Annotated in this window: 31 protein-coding genes; 16 read left to right on the top strand and 15 right to left on the bottom strand. The window is 56.0% G+C overall.

The features are described from left to right. Positions 1 to 4 precede the first annotated feature (4 nt). From arsB to M2418_RS11070, 5 genes are all read right to left on the bottom strand, one after another. Complete coding sequence (gene arsB, locus M2418_RS11050; RefSeq protein ID WP_259146464.1) at positions 5 to 1051, bottom strand: ACR3 family arsenite efflux transporter; 1047 nt, start codon at positions 1049 to 1051, stop codon at positions 5 to 7. Between the two features lie 189 nt (positions 1052 to 1240). Continuing rightward, a complete protein-coding gene (locus tag M2418_RS11055) occupies positions 1241 to 1594 on the bottom strand; it encodes a helix-turn-helix transcriptional regulator (RefSeq protein ID WP_259146465.1) in 354 nt (117 codons plus the stop codon). A 123-nt stretch (positions 1595 to 1717) separates the two neighbouring features. Further along, positions 1718 to 2362, bottom strand: coding sequence for a hypothetical protein (locus M2418_RS11060; protein WP_259146466.1), 645 nt, complete (start codon positions 2360 to 2362; stop codon positions 1718 to 1720). A 53-nt stretch (positions 2363 to 2415) separates the two neighbouring features. Continuing rightward, positions 2416 to 3297, bottom strand: a complete 882-nt coding sequence (locus M2418_RS11065) for a macro domain-containing protein (protein WP_259146467.1) — start codon at positions 3295 to 3297, stop codon at positions 2416 to 2418. Positions 3298 to 3299: 2 nt separating this feature from the next. After that, on the bottom strand, positions 3300 to 3839 hold the full coding sequence (locus tag M2418_RS11070) for a TIR domain-containing protein (protein ID WP_310503193.1): 540 nt from the start codon (positions 3837 to 3839) through the stop codon (positions 3300 to 3302). 324 nt (positions 3840 to 4163) lie between these two features. Between M2418_RS11070 and M2418_RS11075 the strand changes: the two genes are divergently transcribed. The 9 genes from M2418_RS11075 (at position 4164) to M2418_RS11115 (ending at position 11038) form a co-directional block, all read left to right on the top strand. Next, positions 4164 to 4646 carry a hypothetical protein gene (locus M2418_RS11075; protein WP_259146469.1) on the top strand — a complete coding sequence of 161 codons (483 nt, stop codon included), beginning with the start codon at positions 4164 to 4166 and terminating at the stop codon, positions 4644 to 4646. An 11-nt stretch (positions 4647 to 4657) separates the two neighbouring features. After that, a complete protein-coding gene (locus M2418_RS11080) occupies positions 4658 to 4888 on the top strand; it encodes a hypothetical protein (protein WP_246788273.1) in 231 nt (76 codons plus the stop codon). Between the two features lie 3 nt (positions 4889 to 4891). Continuing rightward, positions 4892 to 6577 carry a portal protein gene (locus M2418_RS11085; protein ID WP_259146470.1) on the top strand — a complete coding sequence of 562 codons (1686 nt, stop codon included), beginning with the start codon at positions 4892 to 4894 and terminating at the stop codon, positions 6575 to 6577. Further along, positions 6577 to 6930 (top strand): hypothetical protein, encoded by a 354-nt coding sequence (locus M2418_RS11090; protein ID WP_259146471.1) that lies wholly within the window; start codon positions 6577 to 6579, stop codon positions 6928 to 6930. The genes M2418_RS11085 and M2418_RS11090 overlap by 1 nt, the downstream gene beginning before the upstream one ends. Further along, positions 6914 to 7669 carry a hypothetical protein gene (locus M2418_RS11095; protein WP_259146472.1) on the top strand — a complete coding sequence of 252 codons (756 nt, stop codon included), beginning with the start codon at positions 6914 to 6916 and terminating at the stop codon, positions 7667 to 7669. Before M2418_RS11090 ends, M2418_RS11095 begins: the two co-directional genes overlap by 17 nt. A 3-nt stretch (positions 7670 to 7672) precedes the next feature. Next, a complete protein-coding gene (locus M2418_RS11100; protein WP_259146473.1) occupies positions 7673 to 8713 on the top strand; it encodes a major capsid protein in 1041 nt (346 codons plus the stop codon). Positions 8714 to 8794: 81 nt separating this feature from the next. Further along, entirely contained in the window at positions 8795 to 9205 is a 411-nt protein-coding gene (locus M2418_RS11105) for a Bbp16 family capsid cement protein (RefSeq protein ID WP_192491308.1), read from the top strand. Then, on the top strand, positions 9198 to 9482 hold the full coding sequence (locus M2418_RS11110) for a hypothetical protein (RefSeq protein WP_259146474.1): 285 nt from the start codon (positions 9198 to 9200) through the stop codon (positions 9480 to 9482). The genes M2418_RS11105 and M2418_RS11110 overlap by 8 nt, the downstream gene beginning before the upstream one ends. A gap of 329 nt (positions 9483 to 9811) precedes the next feature. Next, on the top strand, positions 9812 to 11038 hold the full coding sequence (locus M2418_RS11115; protein WP_259146475.1) for a hypothetical protein: 1227 nt from the start codon (positions 9812 to 9814) through the stop codon (positions 11036 to 11038). A 52-nt stretch (positions 11039 to 11090) separates the two neighbouring features. On the opposite strand, the gene M2418_RS11120 is transcribed toward M2418_RS11115, so the two are convergent. The 5 genes from M2418_RS11120 to M2418_RS11140 form a co-directional block, all read right to left on the bottom strand. Beyond that, positions 11091 to 11840 (bottom strand): SDR family oxidoreductase, encoded by a 750-nt coding sequence (locus M2418_RS11120; RefSeq protein WP_259146476.1) that lies wholly within the window; start codon positions 11838 to 11840, stop codon positions 11091 to 11093. Positions 11841 to 11930: 90 nt separating this feature from the next. Then, complete coding sequence (locus M2418_RS11125) at positions 11931 to 12494, bottom strand: adenylate kinase (RefSeq protein ID WP_259146477.1); 564 nt, start codon at positions 12492 to 12494, stop codon at positions 11931 to 11933. Between the two features lie 261 nt (positions 12495 to 12755). Continuing rightward, complete coding sequence (locus M2418_RS11130; protein ID WP_250982544.1) at positions 12756 to 13295, bottom strand: hypothetical protein; 540 nt, start codon at positions 13293 to 13295, stop codon at positions 12756 to 12758. A 164-nt stretch (positions 13296 to 13459) separates the two neighbouring features. Further along, the gene (gene nhaA, locus M2418_RS11135; protein WP_259146478.1) at positions 13460 to 14659 is read right to left on the bottom strand and encodes a Na+/H+ antiporter NhaA; all 1200 of its coding nucleotides are present in this window, start codon (positions 14657 to 14659) and stop codon (positions 13460 to 13462) included. 266 nt (positions 14660 to 14925) lie between these two features. Continuing rightward, positions 14926 to 15864 (bottom strand): bile acid:sodium symporter family protein, encoded by a 939-nt coding sequence (locus M2418_RS11140; protein WP_259146479.1) that lies wholly within the window; start codon positions 15862 to 15864, stop codon positions 14926 to 14928. A 202-nt stretch (positions 15865 to 16066) separates the two neighbouring features. On the opposite strand from M2418_RS11140, the gene M2418_RS11145 reads away from it, so the two are divergent. Together M2418_RS11145 and M2418_RS11150 are read left to right on the top strand one after the other, a co-directional pair. Then, a complete protein-coding gene (locus tag M2418_RS11145) occupies positions 16067 to 16312 on the top strand; it encodes a DUF982 domain-containing protein (RefSeq protein ID WP_192491301.1) in 246 nt (81 codons plus the stop codon). Between the two features lie 73 nt (positions 16313 to 16385). Next, the gene (locus M2418_RS11150) at positions 16386 to 17072 is read left to right on the top strand and encodes an HD family hydrolase (protein WP_259146480.1); all 687 of its coding nucleotides are present in this window, start codon (positions 16386 to 16388) and stop codon (positions 17070 to 17072) included. Between the two features lie 57 nt (positions 17073 to 17129). Here M2418_RS11150 and M2418_RS11155 read toward each other — a convergent pair whose 3' ends face one another. From M2418_RS11155 to M2418_RS11170, 4 genes are all read right to left on the bottom strand, one after another. Then, the gene (locus tag M2418_RS11155; RefSeq protein ID WP_250983219.1) at positions 17130 to 17468 is read right to left on the bottom strand and encodes a DUF6616 family protein; all 339 of its coding nucleotides are present in this window, start codon (positions 17466 to 17468) and stop codon (positions 17130 to 17132) included. A gap of 30 nt (positions 17469 to 17498) precedes the next feature. Beyond that, the gene (locus M2418_RS11160) at positions 17499 to 18275 is read right to left on the bottom strand and encodes a DNA alkylation repair protein (RefSeq protein ID WP_259146481.1); all 777 of its coding nucleotides are present in this window, start codon (positions 18273 to 18275) and stop codon (positions 17499 to 17501) included. Further along, positions 18272 to 18802, bottom strand: coding sequence for a MarR family winged helix-turn-helix transcriptional regulator (locus M2418_RS11165; protein WP_259146482.1), 531 nt, complete (start codon positions 18800 to 18802; stop codon positions 18272 to 18274). The genes M2418_RS11160 and M2418_RS11165 overlap by 4 nt, the downstream gene beginning before the upstream one ends. Positions 18803 to 18893: 91 nt before the next feature. After that, on the bottom strand, positions 18894 to 19799 hold the full coding sequence (locus M2418_RS11170) for a LysR substrate-binding domain-containing protein (protein WP_259146483.1): 906 nt from the start codon (positions 19797 to 19799) through the stop codon (positions 18894 to 18896). Positions 19800 to 19918: 119 nt separating this feature from the next. On the opposite strand from M2418_RS11170, the gene M2418_RS11175 reads away from it, so the two are divergent. The 5 genes from M2418_RS11175 (at position 19919) to M2418_RS11195 (ending at position 25800) form a co-directional block, all read left to right on the top strand. Beyond that, positions 19919 to 20623 carry an SDR family oxidoreductase gene (locus tag M2418_RS11175; RefSeq protein ID WP_259146484.1) on the top strand — a complete coding sequence of 235 codons (705 nt, stop codon included), beginning with the start codon at positions 19919 to 19921 and terminating at the stop codon, positions 20621 to 20623. A 301-nt stretch (positions 20624 to 20924) separates the two neighbouring features. Further along, positions 20925 to 22946, top strand: coding sequence for an autotransporter domain-containing protein (locus M2418_RS11180; protein WP_259146485.1), 2022 nt, complete (start codon positions 20925 to 20927; stop codon positions 22944 to 22946). 180 nt (positions 22947 to 23126) lie between these two features. Then, entirely contained in the window at positions 23127 to 24182 is a 1056-nt protein-coding gene (locus M2418_RS11185; RefSeq protein ID WP_259146486.1) for a hypothetical protein, read from the top strand. 17 nt (positions 24183 to 24199) lie between these two features. After that, positions 24200 to 25297, top strand: coding sequence for a hypothetical protein (locus M2418_RS11190; protein WP_259146487.1), 1098 nt, complete (start codon positions 24200 to 24202; stop codon positions 25295 to 25297). An 83-nt stretch (positions 25298 to 25380) separates the two neighbouring features. Beyond that, positions 25381 to 25800 carry a CopD family protein gene (locus M2418_RS11195; protein ID WP_259146488.1) on the top strand — a complete coding sequence of 140 codons (420 nt, stop codon included), beginning with the start codon at positions 25381 to 25383 and terminating at the stop codon, positions 25798 to 25800. Positions 25801 to 25825: 25 nt separating this feature from the next. Here M2418_RS11195 and M2418_RS11200 read toward each other — a convergent pair whose 3' ends face one another. Next, a complete protein-coding gene (locus tag M2418_RS11200; RefSeq protein WP_259146489.1) occupies positions 25826 to 26155 on the bottom strand; it encodes a hypothetical protein in 330 nt (109 codons plus the stop codon). Between the last annotated feature and the right edge of the window lie 20 nt (positions 26156 to 26175).

Genomic DNA, 26175 nt, shown 5'->3' on the forward strand with positions numbered 1-26175 from the left:
TCTTTCAAGCTTTGTTTCTGCTGACGGCGGGCGAAGCCTCGTACCAGTGTTTGCTGCGGTTTACGGCCCAGACGACAGTCAGCATGACCGGAACCTCGATGAGCACGCCGACCACGGTTGCCAGTGCTGCGCCAGACTGAAACCCGAACAGGCTGATGGCCGCAGCAACCGCGAGTTCAAAGAAGTTGCTGGCACCAATCAGTGCCGATGGGCCGGCAACGCAATGGCGCTCACCCACCAGACGGTTCAGAAGATATGCCAGCGCCGAATTGAAATAGACCTGAATGAGAATGGGAACGGCCAGCAGCGCAATGATCATGGGCTGCGCAATGATCTGCTGCCCCTGAAAACCAAACAGCAGGACAAGAGTAACCAGCAGGGCAATGAGCGACAGCGGCTGCAGCTTTGCAAGTATCGCATCCAGCGCCTTGGTCGTTCCATCCCGCGTCAAGCGGGCACGCAGAACCTGCGCGATGATAACAGGCACAATGATGTAAAGACCAACAGACAGAATGAGCGTGTCCCACGGCACGGTGATGGCCGACAGGCCCAGCAGCAAGCCGACAATGGGCGCAAAAGCCACGATCATGATCGCGTCATTGACGGCGACCTGCGACAGCGTGAACAGCGGTTCACCGCGTGTGAGGTTGCTCCACACAAAGACCATGGCGGTACAGGGGGCGGCTGCAAGGATGATAAGCCCGGCAATGTAGGAATCGATCTGCTCACCCGGCAGATACGGCCGGAACAGCCAGCCGATAAACAGCCATGCCAACAGTGCCATGGAAAACGGTTTGACCGCCCAGTTGATAAACAGCGTGACGCCGATGCCGCGCCAATAGATGCCGACCTGCGCCAGGGAGCGGAAGTCGATCTTGATCAGCATCGGGATAATCATCAGCCATATCAGGATGGCGACGGGCAAATTGACCTTGGCCATTTCCAGCGCACCAACGAAGTGGAATACGCCGGGCAACAGATGGCCGAGGGCGACACCCACGATGATGCAGAGAAAAACCCAGAGGGTGAGATAACGTTCAAAAGTCGACATCAGGCGGAGTTTCCGGAGTTGTTATGCGGGCCACAGCAACGAGCGTGACCCGGTGAAAATGAACACACGACCTTGAGCGCCGCGGTGACGGCGCGCGGTGATTTTTGTTGTTTCCTCGTCGTCAAAACGCCTGAGGTGGTTTTCGGTGAGATTGTTCGAATGCAGCAACCCGAACCGGCTAAACCCTGCTCAGCACGGTTTTGCCTCTGGCGCACAGCAAGGCGTCAATTCGGCAATCAGCGGTGCGCAAAGCTCGGCCGAGCCGCCACAACAATCCTTCAGCAGAAACAGGGTCAGCTCTTTCAAACCTTGCAGATCTGCCCGGTAGATGATCGAGCGGCTGTGTCGCTCCCCGCGCACCAGCCCGGCTCGCGACAGGGTGGCCAGATGGGCGGACATGGTGTTTTGCGGCACGTCAAGAAGACGCGCCAGCTCACCGGCCGGAACGCCTTCCGGCTCATGTCGAACCAGAAGACGAAATGTGTCCAGCCTGGTGGGCTGGGCCAAGGCGCCAAGCGCCGCTATTGCTGATGTGTTATCCATATATCCAGATTATTGGATATGTTGTGATGGAGTCAAGGGGGCGACCAATTGCAGACAGCGCGACGTATCACAGGCTGGATGGCAGCTGCCTGTTATAATATTCCGATCGTCGTCAACGTTCACTTAGTCCACTTTTTGATCTTCGTTATACGGTCTATTGAGTTTGCCCCGCTCTATTACCCGTTTTAGCAACTCCATATTTGGCTGACGATAGATTGGCTCAGATATATCGGTTGACGTGCGGTATAGTCGCGCTTGAGCGGGCAATCCCATACCGCCTTGAACAACTTCCATCGCTAGAGGCAGTCGCTCTTCATCCAACAGCTTTAGTCGAAACTCAGCGAAGCCCCGCTTCTTGCCGTCGACATAGTCATAGGCCCAGACCGTTAACCCCTCAGAAGTCTCTGAGCCCTCCAGCAAAAGGTTATTGAATATGTAACTCTCTTTAAGACCTTCCGTTTCAATCTCACCCTCAACCCGGCCGCCATAAACTCGCAATCTCATTCTCATGGGCCCATCGGCAACAGTTGATAGTGCCCTTTCCTCCTCCGTAGCATCCACCCAATCTTCGACACTACTAGTCCAGTGACCAGTGTAATCTTGATCAAAGTTGAGCCAATCAACAACATCCTGCTTCGCTTTGGGAGCTTCCAGCATGAACGAATTAATTTTGGATGGAAGTTCCAGAACACCAATGAACAAAGAAACGATCCAGCCCGACGCAGCTACTAGGATAGTTATTACAGAAACGCGCGATTTTTTAGCCATAGTTGGTTTCTCTTCACCCCGCGCAACGGCTCCCCAACCGTGCAAAGAGCATGTCAGACATGGAGGCTAACTGCCAGATAATCCCTTATTTCAAACAAGTTGACAGCGTGTTTGGATGCATCTGTGGGGTGTATGTAGATAGCCAACCGATTGCTGAAAACGCGATCGGCAGATGCGTCCGCAAAGGACTGCGCCAATCTTTCAATCATTTTTGTTCTAGATAGCTGAATTCTTCCTCGTCCAGTCCCGATAATTGGCATAGCGACATCAGCAAGTTCTCCGCGCTCTGCTATATAGGCCCAAAGTGCTTGAACGGCATCATCAACCATTCGGACTGAAGATTGAGCATTTCCTTTTTCATTGAGTTCAGACATTGCGATAAAAAAGAAGGTTTTCCCGTGAGCCTGGAGCTTAGCAATCGTCCCGATTGGATAGCGCTTCTTCTTCCCGATACCCGAAGGATGTTCAACGGCTTCAACCCCCTCGAGGGATTCAGATATTTGTCTGTCCATCTCCGCAGTATTGCTGTTGAAATAGCTGAAGGCTAATTGCCCTTGCAAACTGTCAGGAGAAATAAGGCCACTTGCGACATCTGTGTCGAATGTAGTGTTTGTACTGATTACGACATTTGAACATTTTGTTTTTAGAAGATCTCCAATGATTACATCATAGGAAAAATCTCTTTTGGGTATTTTATAAGATATTCTTGCAACAGGCCTCCGAGTTGCGACTGTCAAAATCGCAGAAATTACTAATATTATAAATATAACATATCTACTGTATCTGTCCTTTGTATACATACTGAAGAAGTCAAGCATTTCTATCCCAAGATAAATTGCACCAGAAATAGAAAATATACTTACCAATGCTCCTTTAGAAAACAAAGAATAACGCCAGAACGAAAACGTAAATATGGATTTCCAAAAATAATTCACTGTTAATACCCTAAAGCCTTGTACACCTGAGCCGTGTATTCATACCCGCCGACTTTGCTTTGTCTCTTATATTGAGCATGATCCACAGCCCAATTCTTCATAGCGTACTCAAGAATTTTCGCGCTGAACGGGACGTAAACCGCTAATTCATTGCGAATAGCGGGTGGGCAAAGTTCGTCTTTTGTACGACTTCCGTTTAGATTCACGCCAATGATTGGTAGGCCAAGACGGAGCGCTACTTCCATTTCCCATTTTACGAATTTGGTGAGATAACGTGTGTTGTTTCCAATAAGCACCAAGAAAAGCTTGGAGTTCGCAAATCGCTCACGTAGCTGCCGTTTGATGCTTTCTTCGAGACTAGTGTCTCTTGCGTAATTCAAATCGTGTGCGTTGTAAAAATTGAAGCTAAAATTTTCATTTGCAGCCCATGCGGTCATGAGACGGTAGTAACGCATATCTCTATCCCCATCAAAACATATGTATGTTTTATTGCGGTAGACCATGAGTTTATCTCTCTTCTCAAAAAAATGCGCTTTAAGCATTTAATCAAGAATTAAAACTTATGATTGTCCATAACAGTGTTTTCCCCAAATAATTTTTGCTTAATTTACATCAGCGTAAGTTGGGTAATATTTATTACTTGGTACGCTCAGGTCCATATTTTTAGCCTTTTATGCATAAATCGAAAGGCATCACTGGAATATTTGTACTCCCACGTAGTAACCGTCAGCCCTTGAACATATTTGAGGTCAAAAAATTACTGTAATTCATCCAATTACAGATCAAAACGCCCCCCATTCCACCCTCACAACCATTGACCGCTAACACTCCACCCGATGGCCGAAGTGGCCGGTGGAGCGGGATTTATGGATTATGGGCAGGCCATTGATAGCGGCCAGACTGATAGCGGCCAGACAGACAACAACAGCAGCAACATTGATATAAAATTCAAAAGCCCGGTTGCAGTCCGTGACGTGCTGGCGGTGAGTATTGCCCGCCGGCAGAATGCCGCCGCCAATGGCCGGCTGTTTTGCGTGATGCTGTTTTGCGTGTGTCTGCTTTTGTGGCTGTTCAGCCCCGACAATTTCTTCCTGTGGCTTGCGATGTTTTCCACCTTGCCCGTTGCCGGTGCTGCGGTGGCTGGCAATCTGGCGGCCGGCTCGACTGGCAATCTCGTGGCAAGTCAGGCTGGCAGTTTGGCTGTTGAGCCGGCGGCAAAATCCACCATAAACCTCCCCCAAATTTCATCCGGTCGGCGGGCGCATGGCGCTCTGCATGCGGCCCTTTGCGGCATCAATACCGGTGTGCCGGTTGCCGTGTTCATCCTTATTCTTCTCAACATTGGATAACGCTCATGTGCATGTTCAAGACCCCGAAAACCCCGACTGTTCAGGCGCCGCCGGAATACGCGCAGCAGAAGACGCCGGATTATGCCGTGGGCCAGAGTTCTGCGGCGCGGCGCACCTCCGACCGCATTCGTGGTTCTGCCAGCACCATTCTGACCTCCGGTACCGGCGTTGGCACCTTTGCCAACACGCTGTCACCGACGCTTTCCGGCATGGATGGCAAAAAGACATTGCTTGGAGCCTGAGACATGGCAGACACCCGCCGAACCGACGAAACCCAGATTGCCTACCACCGTCGCCGCCTGGAGGAGCTGAAGCAGCTTCGCCAGCCCTGGGAAGCGGAGTGGCGGTCGCTGGCCGATTACATTGAGCCGACCCGGTTGCGCCTTGGTGGCGACCGCGAGGGGCCACGCACCCGCGCCAAGATTATTGACAGCACCGGCACACATGCCTGCGACACGCTGAAGTCCGGCATGCATTCCGGCCTGACCTCGCCTGCCCGGCCGTGGTTCCGGCTGACGACATTTGATCCCGCCTTGAAAAAAGTGGATGCGGTAAAGGCCTATCTGGCCGCCGTGCAGGACAAGATGCGCGAGGTGTTTGCCGCATCCAACCTCTACCGCGCCTTCCATGTGGGGTATGGCGACCTTGGCCAGTTTGGCCAGTCAGTTGCCATTCTGGTGGAAGACGAGGAAACGGTTATTCGCGTGCAGCAACTGGTGCATGGCCGGTTCTGGCTGGCGCGCAACCACAAGGGCCGCGCCACCACGCTGTACCGGGTGTTTCGCTGGAACGTGCAGCGCATTGTCGAGCGCTTCGGTTACGAGCAGGTGCCGCAGCGCATTCGCGGCCTGTATGACACGGCCAAATATTCCGAATGTTTTGACGTCTACCACGCCATTGAGCCGCGTTACGACCGCGACGAGACGATGCGCGACAAGCGCAACAAGCCGTTCCTTTCCAATTACTGGGTGGATGAAATCGGCACCGAGCTTTTGGAAGAAAGCGGCTTTGACAGCAACCCGATCATTGCGCCGGCCTGGGAGCTTTCCGACGACGACCATTATTCCCTTTCGCCGGGGCAAAAGGCGCTGGCCGACATCAGGATGTTGCAGCTGGAGCAGATGCGCAAGCTGGAGGGCATCGACAAAAAGGTGCGCCCGCCGATGAACGCGCCAACCTCCATGCAGAACAGCCCCAACTCGCTGTTGCCGGGTGCGGTGAACTATGTTGACGACCCCGCCGGCAAGGGTTTTCGCCCGGCAATGGAAGTGAACCTGAGCCTTTCCGAACTGCGCGAGGACATCCGGGAAACGCAGATCCGCATTGACCGGACGTTTTTTGCCGATCTGTTTTTTGCCATTACCAACATGGAAGGCGTGCAGCCGCGCAACCAGTTTGAACTGACGCAGCGCAAGGAAGAACAGCTGCTGCAGCTGGGACCGGTGCTGGAAAACGTGTTTGGCGACCAGCTGGGCCCAACCATTGACCGGACCTATGACATTCTGGTGGCACGCGACGAACTGCCGCCGCCACCGGAAGAGTTGCAGGGGCTGGAGCTGAAGGTGGAATATATCTCCACCCTGGCGCAGGCGCAGCAGGCAGTTTCGACCGGACCGATTGAGCGCGGCGTTGCGTTTATTGGCCAGCTGGCCGGGGCACGGCCGGAAGCGCTGGACAAGCTGGATGCCGACGAGGCGATTGACCTTTACATCGAGGCTATCGGTGCGCCGCCTTCGATGATCCTTGCCGATGACAAGGTGGCGGCGCTGCGTGAACACCGCGCGCAACAGGCGCAGGCGCAGCAAAGCGCCGAAATGGCCGCGACCATGGCACCGGCGCTGAACCAGGGTGCACAGGCCGCAGAACTTTTGGCCAGCGCCAATGAAAACCCCAATGGCAACGCGCTGCTGCGCCAGCTTGGACTAGGCTAATGGACCATTTTAACGAACAACCATCTCACCCCCATACCCCGGAGCGTGATGAAATCACGACGGCGTTTCGTGACGTCTTTGCCCTCGATGCCGGCAAGCGTGTGCTGTTCTGGATGCTGGAACAATGCGCTGTTTACCGCGATGCCTATTCCGGGGAACTGACCAACGCAACGAACTACATCCTCGGCAGACAGGGGGCCGGGCGAACGCTGATCGCCAAGCTCGATAGCATCGACCCCACCATGTATCCGAAGCTGTTGCTGGCGATCGCTGATTTCAAGGAAGCAGAAAAGGTAGCGGCGAAACGCCGTGCCGACAGCGAGGAAGGCGAAGACTATGACGTTGATGCGTAACAGGTGGCTGGGCCGCGCCGCATTGCTGTTTAATGCCGAAGGCGACAGCTTTGGCGGCGGTGGTAACGAGGCCAATGCGCCCTCACCCGAGGCCGTGCTGTTTCCCGATGACAAGGCCAATGCGGCTGGCAATGTTAATGGCGACTTCGATGACGACGATCGCGAAGATGATTTCGGCGACGTTGATGGCAACGGCAAGGGCAAGGACGGCGACAACGCCACAAAGGATGATGCCGCCAAAGACCCCGACGATACGGTTCCCGATGACGGCAAATATACGCTCACCATGCCAGACGGCGTGGAAGTGGACCAGGAGCTGCTGGATGCGATGGGCAGCGACTTCAAGGAGCTGGGCCTGACGACACGCCAGGCGCAGCAACTGGCCGACAAGTTTATTGAAACACAATCACGACGTGGTGCGGCGCAGGCTGAAAACTGGGCCAACCGTGTTCAGGGCTGGGCAGATGAGGCGCGTCGGGATCGCGACATTGGCGGCCACAAATGGCAGGGCACGGTTTCCAGTGCCCAGCGCGCACTTTCCACGCTCGGCACGCCTGCCTTGAGGGAATACCTCAACGCCAGTGGCGGCGGCAACCATCCCGAGCTTATCCGCATATTCGCAAAGGTCGGATCGATGATCCGGGAGGACAACCCACCAACGGGAGGCGCAGACGGCGGGGGCAGAAAGGCCGAAACCGCTCACCTTCTTTTTCCAAACGACGCACCGAAGGGCAAATAACACATGGCTATCATTGGTAGCACCGTACCTACCCTCATTGACGCCCACAAAGCCTCTGGCGAGGGCATCGTTCTTGAACTGCTGGCGCAGAACAATCCCATTCTGAAAGATGCGATTGCCACGCAGTGCAACCTCAAGGGCATTCACCGTCACTCCATTCGCACCGGTCTGCCGTCCGCTGGCTGGGGCCGACTGTACAAGGGTGTGCAGAAATCCAAGAGCACGCTGCAGCAGGTGGATGACACCACCGGTTTTCTGGAAGCGCGCTCCGAAATCGACACCCGCCTGTTGAAGCTGGCGCCGGACCCGGCCAAGCAGCGACTGGTGGACAGCGCACCCTTCCTGGAAGCGATGAACCAGGAAATGGCAACCGGCCTTTTCTACCACGACACGGACAAGACGCCGGAGAAGTTCAAGGGTTTTGCGCCGCGTTTCAGCGCCTATAACAGCAACATTCCCGATCCGACGCGCCCTAACGCCGCCAACCAGGTGATCAATGCCGGTGGCACCGGTGGCGACAACACCTCCATCTGGTTCGTGACATGGGCAGACCATGCTGCATCCCTGCTCTACCCCGAAGGCACAAAGGCCGGCGTGGAAGTGATGGACAAGGGCGAAGAGCCGGTAAAAGACGATGACGGCAACACCTATTACGCCAAGGTCACCGCCTTTGAATGGCACATGGGCGCCTTTGTGAAGGATTATCGCTACATGGCGCGTATCGCCAATATCGATGTGTCCGACATGATGGCCGGCAATGTCGACCTGTGGAAGCTGCTGCGACAGGCCTATTACCGCCTGTACATGACCTACGGCATCAACGCCAAGGGCGGCCGCACCGTGTGTTACATGAACCGCCAGGTCATGGAAATTCTCGACGAACAGTCCACCGACCGTGGCCTGACGACGGGACGCGCCAACACCGTGCCGCTGAAGTCTGCGACGCTGGAAGGCGAAGAGGTGACCACCTACCGCAACATTCCAATCCGGATTGCGGATTCGCTGCTCAGCACCGAAGCGCCTGTACCGGCAGTAACCCTGTAAAGGCACCCTTAAGGCCTGCCGCCAATGGCGGCGGGCACCTTCTCCCTTCTTTTGCTTTGACACCTATCACGGGGAAAACGCATGATTTTCGATACTCAGAGCCTGCTTTCCAACGCGCAGGCGATTACTGCCACGGCAGCCTCGACCAACATTCTCGACCTTTCACCCATTGCCGGCGGCGTTGTGCGCGATGTTGGCCAGGGCAAGCCTGTGCCACTGCGCCTGCAGGTGGTGGAAGATTTCAACAACCTGACAACACTGACAATTGCGCTGCAGACCGACGACGCGCCGGCCTTTGCCTCGCCCAAGGTCGTGTGGTCGCAGGCCGTGCCGGTGGCAGAGCTGAAAGCGGGCAAGGTCGTTCTGCCGGACTTTCTGCCGCGCGGCACGGCGGAACGGTATGTGCGCCTGAACTACACGGTGACTGGCACGGCGCCGACCACCGGTCGCATTACCGCCGGTGTGACCATGGGCAACCCTTCGAATGGTTAGGGTGGTTGCCAACACGCGTGGTTACATTGACGGGGAAATCCGCGAAACCGGCGAGGTTTTTACGATTTCCGACGCGCTTTGGCAGGATGAAAAGCGCCGCCCGAAATGGGTGGATGCCGCTGATGCGCAGCCGGTGACGGTGCCACAGACCACAAAGGCAAAGCCGAAACAGAAACCGGCACCCGCGAAAGCGGAACAGCCGCAAGGCAACGGCGTTGCCGAAGCACTGGGCGGCCCGCCACCGGACTGGCTGCCTGCGCAGGGTGACGACGGCTGAGGCGTCTGGTCCTCGCTACCCGGCATTTTTAAGCGGGCGGCTTGTTTGTTCAAGGCCGCCCGTTTCTGTTCAAGCCCGTGTAATGTACGAGCACGACCGCGAGTGTCAGAGACCACAATCGCCGTCGTCATTCTCGCCCTTGTGGCGAGAATCCAACCACGTTGCATATCAGGCACCGGCTTGGAGCCTCGCCTCACGGTCGAGGATGACAATCGCGAGCGTAAGCAATGATTTACCCCTGCCGCAGAAATTCCCGCCACGGCTTTGCCTGGTCTTGCGATTTTGTGAGCGAGGCCGTACCACACGACCGGGAATAGAGGGGTCTGGGCATGGAAGAATTCGCACGCGAGCTGCTTGAGCTCAGCATGTTCATGAGGATTTTGTGGTCGTGGCCCGTGATGGTGTTTTCAGCCTGGGCAATCCTTGCGATAACAAAACCGACATGGAAAATTGGCGGTGGCGCATATTTCTTCGGCTGCTGTCTGGTCTTTGTCATACTTTACGCCTCTACCCTGCTCTACCTGCCAGAACAGCTGGCAATCGAACATGGCTATGCCCATGTTATCGTTGGCACACACATTGCCATAATGGTGCTCGCTGGCGCTGTGGCCGGCCTGTTTTCGGCAGCGCGTTCCCGCGATGCCTACGGCGAAAATGACCGGTGGCTGATGGGCCTGGTGCCCGTTGCCAATCTCGCGCTTGTGTTCGACAAAGGTCAGGAAAAAACCAAGCCGATTGACGACACGATCTTAACAAACATCATCATGACGCTGGCCGGTTTGGGCGTTTTGATTTCTGCGACGCAGCTGGATCGTATTGCCGAGAAGCGTTTCGAACAATTCGAGTTCAGTCTGGTGCTGCAGGCCGCGCAACCGCCGCCTCCGCCGCCTCCGCCGCCTCCGCCGCCAGAACCTCAAACACAGAGCGAAGCGATACAAGCGGCCCTGAAACGTTATGCGGCATCCCGCACCATTCCACAAAACTTCGACAAAAACGTCAGGCTGACCGCCGTTGTAGCGGATGGTTATACCCTGATTTATCGCTACCGGATTGGGAACGACAACGAGGCCGAGCGGCAGCAATGGCAAGATTTGACGGAGTTTACCTGGTGCAATGCCAACGACTATAAAGAACTGTTTGCATTTGGCGCCACGCTGCAAGGCGAGCTGCTGGACCGCACAGGCAATATTGTGCGCAGTGCCAATGCCGACGCCGTGGGGTGCAACCTCGACAACCTGAAAATCGATGCCGAAATGACAGAACGTGCCAAGGCGGAAAAAACCTTTGCCACCACCAATGGCGCGCTGGGCATATCAGGTGCCAGTTATGCGAACCGGGTTTATACCATCACGATATTTTCCCCTGATCCTGTGCCGGCGCTGGCAAAGGACGTAATGCGAAAAAACTGGTGTAACCGCGAAGAATACAAATCGATGCTTCTCAAAGGCGTGACCATTCGCGGCGCATTTGAAACCAAAAGCGGACGTCCCTTGGAAACGGTTGACGTCAATGTCATTGAATGCGGAATTGCTGGCGATATTAAGCCCAGCAATTAAGCGAAAACACCGCCACGCCACGTGGCGGTGTTTTATCAGGTGAAGTGCGGCCTCACTTCACCGCCGCATTGCCACCATCGGCAAACAGCGCCGAGCCAGCAACAAAGCTGGCCATGGGGCTGGCCAAAAACAGCGCGACATTGGCAATTTCTTCTGGTTGGGCGATACGTTTCATGGCGTGCAGACCGGCTGCCCATTGTTTTTGTGCCTCATCCCCGGCCATGGCCGTATCCACCCCGCCGGGCAGCAGCGCGTTCGCCCTGATGCCGTTCACCGCGTAGTCGGCTGTAATGCCCTTTACCAGTCCCATCAACCCGGCCTTGGCGGCGGCATAGACCGCCATGCCCGGCAGGCCAACGCTGCTTCCAACAAAGCTTGAGGTAAAGATGATCGACCCGCCGCCCCGCGCCAGCATGACCGGGATCTGCGCGCGGCTGGCGAGGAAAGCCGAGGTCAGTGTCGTGGTGATCGTGCCCTGCCATTCCGCGACATCAACCTCGGCCAGCGGTTTCAGAGAACCAATGGTGGCGGCATTGTTAAAGGCGATATCGACGCCGCCGAAAGACGTGATGGCCCGCGCAACCAGCATTTCGTGGGTTTTCTGTTGGCCAACATCCCCCGCCACAGTGACCACCTGACCGCCTTTGGCACGGATTTCGTCCGCCACCGCCTCCAGCGCCGGTGCGTGCCTGGCATTCAGCACAACGGCGGCACCTTCCGCGCTGAACAGCATGGCAGCGGCGCGGCCAATGCCTGACGATGCGCCGGTGATGATGGCGACCTTGTTTTCTAACATGCCCATGAGAGACCTCCTTGATTGGGAGGTTTGCTTATAGGAGCGGCCAAGTGGCCTCAGCCACCCGATCCTTGCGCGCGGTCAGAGTTTGGGGTGTCACACGGTGTTCTTCAGCGCCTGCGTCACCTGCGCCATCAGTTCTGCGGTGGGCAAGGCACCATCAAGGCGCAGAATCGGGGCGGATTGTTCTGCCAGCCATTCCTCATGCTGGGCAATGTTGCGACCGGAAAAGGCCGGGTCATCGTAACGGGACGCCCAATCGCGAAATGCCATGTGTTGAACATGCATGTCGCCGTCCGGCAGAATACGTGCGCCATAACGGGCGGCCTCGCGTGCATCCAGCCTTTGCAGCCGGATGGCAGTTGGCGTTTGCAGGAAAAGGATGAGATCGACATCGCCAAGCATGGCATTGCCCCAGCCCATGCAGGACCCGGTCAGCACCCAGCCATTGCTTTGACGCTGCTGCGCCTGAATGAGCTTTACCCGGTCTTGAGGCGGGCGTTTGGTGGTGAATGGCGGATCGGTCGGCATCCAGTAGAAATCATCGACATCAAATTGCGGCACGCCGTAATGCGCCGACAGAGCGGACCCCAATGTCGAAACGCCCGAGCAGGATGCGCCTGTCAGATGAATACGCGGGCGGGTATCGTGCGGGTTCATGGGCATCTCCTTCATCATTCGACAGCGGGATTTTTCAGGACGGTGCTGCATGTAGCGTATTGGGGCCGCGGGCTCAAGAAACCGGGCCCAGGACACGCCACGCCACGCGGGCGTGACATGCACACCAAACAAAAGTCACCCTGCGTCTCCAAGGAGATGCAGGGTGAAAGTTGTGCTATGAACGACTGTAATGTACTGCCAGGAAAAAATGGGCGGCGAAGCGAATGCGCCGCATATTGAGATGCGCGGTTACACAGACATTTAAACACCGGCCTCTTCATGGCGTTTGTCGCGCTTGGCCTGACTGTCGCGGACAAATTGCGATACACGCCCCAGTTCCATGCGGTTGACCAGATCTTCCGCCCGCTCGTTGGGAATAGCGCGCATACCCTTGTCAGCGCGGCGCGAGGTTGGTCTGTTGATGGGGCTTGCGGCGGCGCGTCGCATTTCCAGCGCCTTTTCGGCGTTACGCTTCAACTCACCACGTCCTTCAAAACGCTGACGACGGGCATGTTCCTGATTGGTGCGCTGCACGGCATTGGCAAGGATAGACAGCCGTTCACGAATGCCGGTATCTGTTTTGGCCGCCTTGCCATCATCGCGCGCCGACTTGCCACGCATTTCGCGACGTGTGCGGTTGGCAATGTCGCGGGCACGATCGCGGCGTTCCCGCAGATTCTTGCGCAGTTGCTGCAGCTCAGTGTCGGAAAGTTCGTTTATGGAGGGATGGCGGGAGGCCTCGACAAGCTCTACTTCGGCATTATCAAGCACGCGCAGAGTGGTTCGTCTTGAGTTTGGCATGGGGATCTCCTTTCATTCTATCCAAAAACCCAATGCGCTGTTGCCTTGTTCGTTCCTCAGACTGCGGTCACGTCGACCTGACATTTCTGTGAGGTCGGTGGGTGACGTCAACCGGGTAACGACCGCCGCATGCCGTAGACATGGGCGGTCGATCCCTTCGGATTTCAGGCGGCCTTGGCGACGGAGACCTTCCGGCCAGATATGGCCAGCAGCGTGGCGCCCAACGTGCCTGATACCAGCGAGCCCAAGAGAATGCCGATCTTCACGTGGTCCTGCAAAGCCGGATCATCAAAGGCCAGGAGGCCGATGAACAACGACATGGTGAAGCCGATACCGCACAGGAAGGCCGTGCCAGTCATTTGGCCCCAGCTTGCATGCGCCGGAAGTTGTGCCCAACGCAGTTTGACCAGAAGTGCGACAACACCGAGAACACCAACCAGTTTGCCGAGAACAAGCCCCACAGCCACGCCCATGGTGACCGGTTCTGAAAACACGCCGAGGCTGAGGCCAGACAGCGACACACCGGCATTGGCAAAACCGAACACCGGCACCACGAAAAATGCCACCGGCTTATGCAGCCCATGCTCAAGGCGATGGAGTGGTGATTCCTCCGGTGTTGCCTCTGGTGTACCGGGGGTCAGTTTCAGCGGAATGGTAAGCGCCAGCATGACACCGGCCAACGTCGCGTGAATGCCCGATATAAACATCAGCAACCACAGGACTGCCCCCAGAGCCAGATAAGGCCAGAGTTGCCTGACCTTCATTCTGTTGAACAGGAAGAGATTGCCAAGGACGAAAAATGCACCGGCAAGGGCCAGCAGGTTGAGATTTTCAGTGTAAAACAGCGCAATGATGATGACTGCACCGAGGTCATCAATGATGGCCAAGGCTGCAAGAAATATCTTCAGCGAGGCAGGCACACGCGAACCCAACAGCGAGATAACGCCCAGGGCAAAGGCAATGTCGGTTGCGGCCGGAATGGCCCAACCCTGCAATGCAGCCGGATTGTCCTTATTGAACAGCACGTAAAACAATGCCGGAAATGCCATGCCGCCAGCGGCAGCAGCACCCGGCAGCACACGCCGGTGCCAGCTGTTTAGCTGGCCATCCATCATCTCACGTTTGATCTCCAGACCCACCATGAGGAAAAACACCGCCATCAGGGCATCGTTGATCCAGTGCTGAACACTGAGTGGCCCAAGATAGACATGCAGCAGACTGAAATAAGCCTCTGCCAGCGGCGAGTTGGCAATGATGATGGCCAATAAGGCGACCGCCATCAGCACGAGACCGCTGGAGGACCCGCTGTCGAGGAATTTACGAAGGGTAGAGTTGATGCGACCTTGCTTTAATGTCGAAGACACAGGTTCACGCTCCCTTGGTTGGAAGTTGATCTTAGTCTCCGTCGATTTCGGGGAATCCCGCAGCGCACGCAGCACGCACTGTTGGAAAATGTATAGCCAAGCACCTATCCGGTTTCCAGAAAAACCGGCGCAGCCTCGATCACGATCAAATAACAGTCTCGTGATCGGCTGACTGTGCCTGGCGGCAAAGAAAAAGGCGCGCCGCATTCGGCGCGCCTGATCACTCGCATGCGTTGGCGCGGATGCTTGTCACCCGCGTCGCAACGCTATTTGCTTTCGTTTTCCGTGCGGCCGGAGAACCAGTTCGCCAGAAGCGCGCCAGATATATTGTGCCAGACGCTGAAGATGGCGCTTGGAACGGCAGCAAGCGGCGAGAAATAGGCGGTTGCGAGAGCCGCGCCCAGTCCGGAATTTTGCATTCCAACCTCGATGGCAATGGCCTTGCGCTTTGCCAACGAGAGACCCGTTGCCTTTGCTGCGAAGAAGCCCAGCAAATAACCCAAGCCGTTATGGAGAATGACGACTACGAAGATCAGCAGACCGGACTGGACGATGGAAGCCTTGGAAGCGCCAACCACGGCCGAGACAATGAGCACGATACCAATAACACTGACCAATGGCAGTGCCGGAACCGCCGCCTTCACCACGCCAGGCAGGATTTTTTGCAGGATTGCACCCAGAGCAAGCGGCACCATGACCACCTTGATGATGCTCATGAACATGGCCCAACCATCCACCGGCAGATACTGGCTGGCAAATAGCCACACCAGGAACGGCGTGACGATGGGCGCGGCAAGCGTGGTGACGGAGGTGCAGGCAACCGACAGCGCCACATCGCCCTTGGACAGATAGGTCATGACGTTGGATGAAGTACCGCCCGGGCAGCAGCCAACCAGAATGACACCCGCGGCAACCTCAGGCGGCATTGGGATGATCATCGTCAACAGCACGGCAAGCAGCGGCATGATCAAAAACTGGCCGAGTACGCCGATTGTCACGTCGAATGGACGTTTGACCACTTCGCGGAAATCATCAAGCGACAGCGTTAAGCCCATGCCGAACATGATGATGGACAAAAGGGTGACAATCCATGGTCCAATCTGCTTGAAGGTGTCTGGAAAGAAAAATCCAAGAACCGCAAATAAAACCACCCATGCCGCGAATGTTTTTCCGACAAATGTCGATACCAACGCTAAAGTTTTCACGTTTCTACTCCCGTCATACAATTACCCGTCGTGTAGTCGTGAACCTTCTCCTGTCAAGGTCATATAACCCCGTACATGATCGCTTGCTCACATGGTGGCGGCATTTTCCAGTAAAAGAATATAATCCAGTCAAAATGCTGCCCATCGTCACGACTGCCATTCAATGCTATGGGGCATTTCAAATCAGACTGGAGGCCACCCGATGAGCAAAAACTGGAACAAGAGCGTGACTTTGGCACTGGAAGAACCAGGCAAATTCACCACCATCAGCAACCTTCAGGAAGCATCCTGGGCGCTGATTGAAGACTGGCCGCTGGAGGAAGGCGAAGCGCTGGACAAGGCGCTGCTGGTTATTGAAGCCGCGCTGAAAGGCAAAAAGACCGTTGAAGAAGCACGACTTGCCTTTATTGCAGCCGCCATTGAAGCGGAGATTGAAATCAAGGAATAGGCTCCAGTTTTTGGTCGCCAAATCTGGCCAATGGCCCTGCCCCTACTTGCTGCGCAAACATTCAAGGTGATGCATGACTTTCGATCCCAAACTGAAACCGCTGTCGCTTGACGATGCCGACATGGAGGCATTGTTTGGCGATGCCCGGCTGGCCAAGCAGCTACGCTTCATTCTTGAAGTTGAAAAGCTGAAAACCGTGCTGCGCAGAACGCCGCTGCTGGATATTTCCCGGCGCGAAAACGACGCCGAGCATACCTGGCAGCTGGCGATGATGGCGGTCATTCTTGCCGAATATGCCGATGAGACAATCGACCTGACGCGCGTGTTGAAAATGATCCTGATCCACGATGTTGTCGAGATTGATGCCGGTGACACGTTTATTTATGACTCTGTGGCGATGCAGGATCAGGAAGAGCGCGAAAAGCTGGCGGCCGACCGGCTGTTTGGCCTGCTGCCGGACGACCAGTGCACCGAGTTTCGCGCCTATTGGGACGAGTTTGAAGCCCGCACAACGGCAGACGCCCGTTTTGCCCGCGCCATAGACCGCTTGCAGCCGCTGCTGCACAATTTCTTCACCAGCGGTGGCACATGGCATTCGCCCGGCGTACACCGGGATCTGGTGCTGGAGCGCAAGACGCCAATTGGCAAATCCTCGAGCCGCCTTTGGGATGCGGCGCAGACGCTGATCCATGAGGGTGTCAAACGCGAGTTTCTGCCGGAGACGCTGGCGGATAACCCGCTTTCTCCGGCCGCAGAATAATACGGCGCTGACAGCCAAGAACAAGAAAAGCAGCCGAAGTGGCTGCTTTTTTTGGCCTTACGCTGCGATCAACTGGGCCAGATGGCTGGGAAAATCACCTTGCGCACTGCTGGCGTTGATGGTGTCAAAATAATCATGCCAGCCGGATGCGGCGATGCCCGAGATCAATGCCTCGATGGCCTGCGCATCAGGCGCGCGCCACAGCGCAAGGAACGTGTGCTGCGTGCCATGCAGCGTGGTGGCATCTGTCTGGCCAAGCGTGATGGCCTCAACGCCCAATTCCGACAGTGCCTGCAGACCTGCACCCACGGCCTCAAAGAACTGCAAGCGGGCTGCCTGATCTAGCGCCAGCCATTGCGGTTTTGGCGAATAAAGTTCGGCGAGATAATGGGTCATGACCGATATCCTTTGTGTGTGGTCTTGATGTCATGCCTTGCTGGTGATGGACCGCAGGGCACGTTTGCAGATCTTGCTGGTAGCGAGTGACGGTCCCTCCGCCTGCCAGCGGGCGCAGAGTGCCTGCACCCATTCCGGCCGGTCTTTGCTGGCATCATTCAGCCAGTTGCCGACGGAATCCTGCACATATGGTGCGGGATCAGCGCGCAAGGGATCGAGGATAGGCACTGCCAATTCCGGTGAGGCCCGCAACGCGGCAATATGCACGCACCAGACACCACGCGGCCGGGTCAATTCGCTGGCAAAGCGCCGCAGACGCTCCGACGGTTCTGCCGTCCAGCTGGTCAACAGTGTGATGGCGTTTTCGAGATCGGCCACGACATGTGGGCGAAGCGCCATCCACGACCATTCACGCACACCGAAATGGGGGTCATCTGCCAGGGGGCGGATCATGTCCAGCCGCTCTGGCAAGCTGTGGCCTTCAACCGCCCCGACCATAAAACAGGCCCAGCCACGCAGCGTATCGGATGGGTGATGGGAAAGCTCGTCGGCCTTTTGACAGCCGTAACGAGCAAGGATCAGGCGCGCGGCGAGCGGCATGCGTTTTGAAATGCCGTCTTTGGCGGCGTGTCGCATCTGGTCAAGCGCGCCCTGCCCGATGTCAGGCAAAGCAGCGCGCATGAGTGCCGCAAAATCAACCGCCAGACATTCAGTCAGTGTTGTTGCTTCCGCCATGCCGGAATTTAGCGCAGCAAGCCGCGACGGGCCGATATCGGCGACCCGTTTTGCCGTTTTACCTGACGTCATGGCGTTATACCGGTTTCCTTGACGCCACTATCACCAGCCGGATTGTCCAGCGTGCGCCAGACCCGTTGCAGCAGACCGCCCAGCAGCGCCCGCTCCTGCGCGTCCAGCGCGGCGAACAGTGAGGCAATCCAGCGGCTGTGCTCATCAAACAGCTGATCGGCCAGTGTCTGACCTTTGACGTTGAGCCGCACTGAGACCTTGCGGCGGTCCTTGGCATCGTGGTGGCGGGCGAGATATCCATCACGCTCCAACCCATCCAAAAGGCCGGTGATGGTGGCGCGGGTGACGCCAGCGCGCTCTGCCAGTTCGTGTGGCGCCAACCCTTCTGGCAAATCCCGCAGCAGGAACAGCAAGACGAACTTGCCTTCCGACAGGTTGTGCTCGGCAAGGCGTACCGCGCAAGAGCGGTCAATGGCCGAAGCCAGCGACAGCACCTCAAAACATAATCGCATATTACCAAGGCCGGGCTGGCCACGGCGTTCTGCCTCTTCCAGCAGACTTACGTGTTTTTGTTCAAGCATATCCATATGGCGGCATATAGTATGGCGCCTAATCATGAGTCAACACTGGAAAAATACGTTCTTTTTCGAACGGGTAAGTGTTGATTGTTGGAGGTGCCTATTCTGCCAACTGGGCGGCTGAGATCATCCAGTTTTTAACCGCATCCAGGGCGTCCGATTTGCGGTGTCTTGGCCAGACGAGATAAAAATCCGATGGGCCTTGCAGCACCCACTGGCCAATCTGCACCAGACGTTTTTCCACGAGATCGGTTGTGATGAAATTGCGCGTGGCGAGCACAATGCCCTGCCCGGCCACCGCCGCGTCAATGGCATGCGATGTCTGGTTGAAGCTGATGCGGCGGAAAGCCTGCATGTCATGTGGTGCAGCAGCGGCACCAAAATGCTGCTCGATAAATTCCGGCCAAAAATTATGGGCATCCTGCAACAGCGCAAAAGCAGAGAGTTCAGCGATGGTGGCGGGTGCGCCGCGCTCCCGCAGGACCAGAGGGCTGCAGGCCGCAATGATTTCCTGGCGGAAGAGCAGTTGAGACGCCAGCCCCGGCCCGAAGGGCGGCACGCCGTGGCGGACGGCCAGATCAACACCATCAATCTGGAAATTCGATATACGGTCCGTCGCGACGATGTGGATATCCAGTTCCGGATGGCGGGCTGTCAGTTCCGGCAGGCGCGGGATAAGCCATTTGGAAGCAAAGGTCGGCGTCGTGCTGATGGCCAGCCGCACCGGTTGCGGGCGCAGGTCCGCCGTTGCGCGGGTGATGATTTCAAAGGCCCGCCTGATATCGGCAATATAGGCGCGCCCTTCCCCCGTCAGCGCCAGCGTGCGCGGCAGGCGCTCGAACAATTGTAGACCAAGCTCGGCCTCCAACCCGCGCACCTGCTGGGCAACCGCGCCCTGCGTCACGCCCAGTTCTTCCGCAGCCAGCCGGAAGTTCAAATGGCGTGCGGCGGCCTCAAAGGCTTTGAGGCCATTTAACGAGGGAAGTTTTCCGGACGGATTGTTCATACGATAGATTTTCTACAGTCAAAATTCAAAAGAACTGATTGGCTCGCCGAAGCTTTGCGATGATAAAACCCATTTCACCTGATATCAATGAACACGCATGTTCTGAAAGGAAAACGACCATGGCAGTAGAAAAAACAGCAATTATCACCGCTGGCGGCAGTGGCATGGGAGCAGAAGCGGCCCGACGGCTTGCTGCCGATGGCTACAAGGTTGCCATTCTTTCCTCCTCCGGCAAGGGCGAGGCACTGGCCGCTGAACTGGGCGGCATTGGCGTGACCGGTTCCAACCAGTCCAATGACGACCTGAAACGACTGGTTGATGCGACTATGGAAAAATGGGGCCGTGTCGATGCGCTGGTCAACAGTGCCGGCCACGGGCCGCGTGCGGCGATTACCGAAATTACCGATGAACACTGGCACACCGGACTTGATGTATACCTGATGAATGTGATCCGCCCGGTGCGACTGGTCACCCCGATCATGCAGGCACAGAAGTCTGGCGCAATCGTCAATATTTCGACCGCATGGGCATTTGAACCGGCGGCGATGTTCCCGACTTCTGCGGTGTTCCGTGCCGGTCTTGCCTCCTACACCAAGATCTACGCAGACACTTACGCGGGTGACAACATCCGCATCAACAACGTGCTGCCGGGCTGGATCGACAGCCTGCCTTCCACAGAACAGCGCCGCGATGCGGTGCCGATGAAACGTTACGGCACAAGTGCAGAAATTGCCGCGACGATCTCCTTCCTGGTTTCCGAAGGCGCCGGTTACATTACCGGCCAGAACCTGAAGGTGGATGGCGGTTTGACGCGTTCGGTCTGACGAAATGATGAGGCGGTTGCATGCTCAACCGCCTATTTCGCCTTTCTGGTTCCTGCTTGAGTTGTGCTGACGGCGTGCCGCCAACAGAATTTACAGAAAAACCAAGCAACGCGGACTATAAAGTGGCCGGCGCCAAAGCAGACCGCGGCACAACGCAAATGCTGTAAAATAAATCGCCCACAAGCCTGAGTTAAGCTTCACAACCCAAAGAGTGAAAATTACAATCAAAACGCATGATTCGAGTATGTCCTGCGCGTTAAGATTGTCGTTTATTTCGCAAAATAACTCCTAGGGACATTTCATGAGCCGCACCGCGCCCGCCGCCGCCCGCCATAAACGCCGCCACTCCGCGGCACAGCACAGATTTTTCCTGACTTTGGCCGCCACCACGGCTCTGTCTCTTGGCGCGACCATGGCGCCTGCGTGGGCAGCTGCTCCCGGCACAGTGCCAGAGCCAGATGGTTATGAGGAGCTTGGTGCACTTGTTGGGAACCACGCAAGTCCTAATGGCATCAGCGCGGACGGCAAAACTGTCGTCGGCAGCTCGGTAGGTAACGCGTTCCGCTGGACGGCAGCAGATGGAATAACCGGCCTCGCACCCTTAGGCTCCGCAGCTTATGCAGCAAGTGCGGATGGTTCAGTCATTGTCGGGCAGTCTGGCAATATTGCTTTTCGCTGGACGGCAGACGGCGGCATTGAAACCTTGAACGGCCTTAACGCACAAACGTCGTTTGCATTTGGTGTCAGCGGTGATGGCTCGGCCGTTGTCGGTTACCAAGACATTGGCGGTTACTCAGGTGCATTTCTCTGGACCACTGATGGTGGTGGCACAGTAACGCCGCTCGGCACACTTAGAACCGACAATTCAGGCAACTCCAAAGCCCTCGGCATCAGCGACAATGGACTTTTCATCGTTGGTGAGGCTGAAAACAATGACAATGTGAACCATGCCTTCCGATGGACAACAGAGGGTGGCATGCAGGATTTGGGCGGTCTGCAAACCGGGTATTCGTCCTCTGCCAAGGCGATCAGTAGCGATGGATCTGTTGTCGTTGGCTTGGCAAATACCAGTGATAATTACCGTGCTTTTCGCTGGACGCAAGGTGGCACAATGGAAAGCCTCGGCACGCTTGAAGGCGGACATTTCTCGAAAGCCAATGCGCTTAGCAAGGATGGCTCCATTATTGTCGGGGAATCCGCCACTGATGATCAGAACAGAGGTTTTGTCTGGACCGAACAAACCCAGATGATTACCGTTGAAGAGTGGTTGCGCAATAGCGGTGTCAGCGTGTCCCACGACTTCACGCAAAATGCGACGGGCATCAGCGCCGATGGCACAGTGATTGTCGGCACGACAGAATATTCGTCGGCGTATATTGCCCGTTCCGGATCCGGCATCATCGATGTCGAGCAGTTTGCACGCAGCCTTTCTGGTTCCCCTTCTGCCCGCACCAGCCTTGACCAGGCGAGCACCGCGCTGAACGGTCTGCATGGCGACCCGATGCGCAACCGTCTGGACGCTGGCAGGCAGTATCTGCAGATCAGCACCGATGGCGGTTATGACAAGAGCGACGCTTCCAATGGCGGCCTTGTGATTACTGACCTGACCTATGCCTATGGTTTTGAAGGTGGCATTACCGCGCGCATTGCGGCCGGTGGCCTTTACACCGACCAGAACCTTGAGGCCGGTGGCGACTTCAACCAGAAGGGTCTGTTCATTTCGCCTGAGGTGACATTGCCGGTTACTGGCGCGATTTATGCCACCGTCAGCGGTTATTTCGGTTCTTCCAGCCTGCATATCGATCGCGGTTATCTCAATGGCGGCGCGCTGGATTATTCGCAGGGCAAGACCGATGTCGATAGCTGGGCTGCCCGTGTGCGGTTTGACTGGCTGGATGCCTTCAAGCTGCAAGACACCAGCATGACGCCCTATACCAGCCTGACCTATGCCCACAGCCGTATGGATGCCTACACCGAAACCGGTGGTGGCTTCCCTGCCCGTTTCGACGAAAGCACAGACCACGCGACTGTATGGCGTTTGGGTGTTGACGGTGTAACACCGTTGAATGACCAGTTCCGCGTGCTGACACGTGGTGAAGTGGCCTACCGTTTTGAAGACAAGACGGCAGGCACCACAGGCGAAATCATCGGACTGTCCGGCTTTAGCTTTGATGGGCAGGATACTGACCGGGTGTGGCTGCGCGGTGGCGTGGGTGCGGAATTTGACGTGGCGGGCGGCACAGCCACCTTCATGTTGAATGCCTCCACACAGGGCAACGACCCAAGCCTTTGGGTGAAAACTGCCTGGAAAGTATCGTTCTGAGCCAAGGCCAGAACGACGGCGTGAACCAGACAATGAGGCTCGCAGCAATGCGGGCCTTTTGTCATTCTGGCATGGGATTTTGCCAAAGGCATGTGCGAGCTGTGGTGCGTAAACCCTTGCAATGTTTCCAAATTTGTAAGGAGCAGCCGTCATATTGCCCGAGAGCAGCTTGGGGGCGGAATGTTTAAAGTCGGGAATGTGAGGGTTGGTTATCTCATGACGGCAGCATGGGCTGTCCTGAGTTTGCTTTTGGCTCACCTCATGGCCATCGAAAACTGGGGTCCAGATAATTTTACTGCGAAGGTCTGGATATGGTTGGGGCTAATGTCCGGTCCTTTGATGCCGTTTCTCTGGGTAAGTACCGACCTGAAAACCCCTGCCGGTCGGCAGTTTGTGATGTGGATTGTAGGTTTGGGTGGGCTTGGAGCCATTGTCGCCCTGCGCTACGAATTTATCTATACGGCCATTGGCCTTCTCGGCTGGATGATGATGGCATTCATGTGCGCGCTGCAGTGGCCGAAAGGCGATGACTACATAATCCAGTCGGAATTGGAGAAGCTCGTTAAAGCACTGGAAAATACAGAGCACCTCGAGAAAATCGTCATCGAGTACGAAAAATATCTGCATTTGCTCAGTGCTCAGGCAGCTGTCGGTTTCCCAAGTGTCATGCGTTTACGCGCGCATTTTCTGGAGGCATTGCCAGAGGTTATCCCCTCTCTCAACGACGATGGTGGTCTCAACAGCCCACACCAGACGACGAGAGAGATGGCCCGTATGCGCCAATTCATGCTGGAAAAGCTGACATACCAACTGGCCTATCTCTGCGCCATCTCGTTTTTTGACCGGGTATGTGGTCCTGACTTTCGCGGCAAGAAACAATATCAGGCGCTCGTCAAAATGTTGCTGCAGATCAAAAGCACCGAACAAGAGGTCAAAGGTGTCATCAAACGGCGTGGCCAGAAACTGACCGTGATGATGATCGATGATCTCAGGGAAGTGGAGCATGTGCTGGAACAAGTGCGCAACGACGACGCCAAGGAACATGGAAGACAGGTTCTTGATAGTGACCTGACCGTGACATGGGCTGCACGTACAATACTCGTTCACAGACAATTCCTGCCGGAAAAACTCGACAGTGACACGCAGACCAAGATGTTCGAGATGATGCGGACCGGTATGCGCGAGGTAGGTCAAACCTTCTTGCGCATGAGTTCGGAATATGCGGTGCGGCGATGAGAGACTTTGGGGGTGGAATGTTTAATGTCGGGAATGTAAACGTTAGTTATCTGATCATGGCAGCATGGGCTGTCCTGAGTTTGCAATTAGCTTACTTGATCGCTGGCGAAATCTGGGGACCAGAGAGCTATTCAGCGCTTCCGCTGGTGTGGCCGTTGTTGAATTCCGGCCCAATCCTGCCGATTTTGTGGGTCAGGAAAAACAAGACCTCTCCAGTCCACCGCAGGTTTGTACTTTGGACTGTGGCTGCGGGAGGGCTTGGAGCCATTCTCGCCTTACGCTACGAATTCACATACACGTCGCTTGGCCTGTTTTGCTGGATGATGCTGGCATTGACGAACGCACTGCTGCTGCGGGATTCTTACCACAAATACCTTCCCGAACTTCCAAAGCTTAGTGCCTCGGATCAGGTCAAGCTTGCCGCGTTGGATCAGGTCGAGCCTGGCGCGTCGGATCAGATCGAGCCTGGCGAGACGATTTTCATCGCACACGAGACGTATTTGCATTTGCTGAATGCGCAGGCGGCAGTCGGTTTTCCAAGTGTCATGCGTTTACGCGCGCATTTTCTGGAGGCATTGCCTGAGGTTATCCCCTCCCTCAAAGACGATGGTGGTCTCGACAGCCAACACCAGACGACGAGAGAAATGGCGCGTATGCGACAGTTCATTCTGGAGAAGCTGACATGCCAACTGGCCTATCTCTGCGCTGTCTCATTTTTTGACCAGGCATGTGGTCCTGACTTTCGTTATACAAAACAATATCAGGCACTCGTCGACATGTTGCTGCAGGTCAAAAGCACCGAACAAAAGGTCAAGGGTTTCATCAAACGGCATGGCCAGAAACTGACCGTGATGACGATCGATGATCTCAGGCAAGTAGAGAATGTGCTGGGACAAGTGCGCAACTACGAAGCCAAGAAACATGGAAGACAGGTTCTTGATAGCGACGTGACCATTACATGGGCTGCACTCACAATACTCATTCACAAAAAATTCCTGCCGGAAAAATCCGACAGTGAAACACAAGTCAAATTTCTTGAGATGATGCACACCGGCGTGCGCGACGTGGCGCAAACTTTCGACCGCATGAGTTCGGAATATGCCACGCGGCGATGAGACACTTTGGCGCTTTTATGAATGAGCGTATGTTAGCCCGCCGACAGGCGATGCTTACAGGTGCGGTTTGAAGGTGGTGGGCAATGGACTATTTGTGGCTGCGGGTTCTGCATATCATTGCCGTCATTCTGTGGACGGTCGGCATGCTGGTTGTTGCGGTAACGTTGCGTTCCGCCGGCCCTGACAGTGCGCAACGCAATCCGGCGTTTTTTGCCGCCATTCACCGTTGGGATCAGCGTGTAACCACACCGGCCATGTTTGCCGTTTGGGCACTGGGGCTGACACTGGCATTCATGGGTGGCTGGTATTCCAGCGGCTGGTTCATTGCCAAATTTATCCTGGTGTTTGTCCTGTCTGGAATACACGGCACGCTGTCCGGCAATTTGCGCCGTCTTGTGGCCGACCCTGGGCGCACCCTACCCGGCACTTTGCGACATGCGGCACCGACCATTATCCTGCTTGAGGCCGTGATCGTGCTGCTGGTTGGCCTAAAGCCGTTTTAGGCAATCTGCCCCGGCAGAGGGTTCTTTATTCGGGATATGTCCAGAGTTCATCATCGGCCTTGATGGCGACCACGGTTGCTTTTGCTCTGGCGAGACTATCTGGCTGTTCTGTCAGCGCCATATGATCGGTTTCGATCTGCAGCAGGAAGGCTACGACCTCCTGGTCTGGCGCGCCACGTCTAATCATTCCCGCAGCAGCAATCAGATAGCTGTCATATTCATCTGCAAACGGTTTTGCATCCTCGTCATCCCAGTGTTTTCCCTCGACCAGCAGGCCGATCGGATCCCAATGGCTCCAGCCGATGTCCCTTAGACGGGACAGTTTGATGCGAGGCTGGATCGAAATTGGAGGCATTGCATTATCCTAATTGCAGC

This window comes from Rhizobium sp. BIGb0125 (assembly GCF_024810055.1).
GTDB lineage: Bacteria > Pseudomonadota > Alphaproteobacteria > Rhizobiales > Rhizobiaceae > Agrobacterium.

Coding starts and splice junctions, on each gene's coding strand:
- M2418_RS11155 (WP_250983219.1), bottom strand. CDS start 17,468: ATGACCCATTATCTCGCCGAACTTTATTCGCCAAAACCGCAATGGCTG.
- M2418_RS11160 (WP_259146481.1), bottom strand. CDS start 18,275: ATGACGTCAGGTAAAACGGCAAAACGGGTCGCCGATATCGGCCCGTCG.
- M2418_RS11185 (WP_259146486.1), top strand. CDS start 23,127: ATGTTTAAAGTCGGGAATGTGAGGGTTGGTTATCTCATGACGGCAGCA.
- M2418_RS11180 (WP_259146485.1), top strand. CDS start 20,925: ATGAGCCGCACCGCGCCCGCCGCCGCCCGCCATAAACGCCGCCACTCC.
- M2418_RS11085 (WP_259146470.1), top strand. CDS start 4,892: ATGGCAGACACCCGCCGAACCGACGAAACCCAGATTGCCTACCACCGT.
- M2418_RS11075 (WP_259146469.1), top strand. CDS start 4,164: ATGGATTATGGGCAGGCCATTGATAGCGGCCAGACTGATAGCGGCCAG.
- M2418_RS11095 (WP_259146472.1), top strand. CDS start 6,914: ATGACGTTGATGCGTAACAGGTGGCTGGGCCGCGCCGCATTGCTGTTT.
- M2418_RS11090 (WP_259146471.1), top strand. CDS start 6,577: ATGGACCATTTTAACGAACAACCATCTCACCCCCATACCCCGGAGCGT.
- M2418_RS11150 (WP_259146480.1), top strand. CDS start 16,386: ATGACTTTCGATCCCAAACTGAAACCGCTGTCGCTTGACGATGCCGAC.
- M2418_RS11190 (WP_259146487.1), top strand. CDS start 24,200: ATGTTTAATGTCGGGAATGTAAACGTTAGTTATCTGATCATGGCAGCA.
- M2418_RS11055 (WP_259146465.1), bottom strand. CDS start 1,594: ATGGATAACACATCAGCAATAGCGGCGCTTGGCGCCTTGGCCCAGCCC.
- M2418_RS11100 (WP_259146473.1), top strand. CDS start 7,673: ATGGCTATCATTGGTAGCACCGTACCTACCCTCATTGACGCCCACAAA.
- M2418_RS11120 (WP_259146476.1), bottom strand. CDS start 11,840: ATGGGCATGTTAGAAAACAAGGTCGCCATCATCACCGGCGCATCGTCA.
- M2418_RS11080 (WP_246788273.1), top strand. CDS start 4,658: ATGTTCAAGACCCCGAAAACCCCGACTGTTCAGGCGCCGCCGGAATAC.
- M2418_RS11165 (WP_259146482.1), bottom strand. CDS start 18,802: ATGGATATGCTTGAACAAAAACACGTAAGTCTGCTGGAAGAGGCAGAA.
- M2418_RS11115 (WP_259146475.1), top strand. CDS start 9,812: ATGGAAGAATTCGCACGCGAGCTGCTTGAGCTCAGCATGTTCATGAGG.
- arsB (WP_259146464.1), bottom strand. CDS start 1,051: ATGTCGACTTTTGAACGTTATCTCACCCTCTGGGTTTTTCTCTGCATC.
- M2418_RS11170 (WP_259146483.1), bottom strand. CDS start 19,799: ATGAACAATCCGTCCGGAAAACTTCCCTCGTTAAATGGCCTCAAAGCC.
- M2418_RS11175 (WP_259146484.1), top strand. CDS start 19,919: ATGGCAGTAGAAAAAACAGCAATTATCACCGCTGGCGGCAGTGGCATG.
- M2418_RS11110 (WP_259146474.1), top strand. CDS start 9,198: ATGGTTAGGGTGGTTGCCAACACGCGTGGTTACATTGACGGGGAAATC.
- M2418_RS11145 (WP_192491301.1), top strand. CDS start 16,067: ATGAGCAAAAACTGGAACAAGAGCGTGACTTTGGCACTGGAAGAACCA.
- M2418_RS11060 (WP_259146466.1), bottom strand. CDS start 2,362: ATGGCTAAAAAATCGCGCGTTTCTGTAATAACTATCCTAGTAGCTGCG.
- M2418_RS11105 (WP_192491308.1), top strand. CDS start 8,795: ATGATTTTCGATACTCAGAGCCTGCTTTCCAACGCGCAGGCGATTACT.
- M2418_RS11195 (WP_259146488.1), top strand. CDS start 25,381: ATGGACTATTTGTGGCTGCGGGTTCTGCATATCATTGCCGTCATTCTG.
- M2418_RS11125 (WP_259146477.1), bottom strand. CDS start 12,494: ATGAACCCGCACGATACCCGCCCGCGTATTCATCTGACAGGCGCATCC.
- M2418_RS11200 (WP_259146489.1), bottom strand. CDS start 26,155: ATGCCTCCAATTTCGATCCAGCCTCGCATCAAACTGTCCCGTCTAAGG.
- M2418_RS11130 (WP_250982544.1), bottom strand. CDS start 13,295: ATGCCAAACTCAAGACGAACCACTCTGCGCGTGCTTGATAATGCCGAA.
- M2418_RS11070 (WP_310503193.1), bottom strand. CDS start 3,839: ATGCTTAAAGCGCATTTTTTTGAGAAGAGAGATAAACTCATGGTCTAC.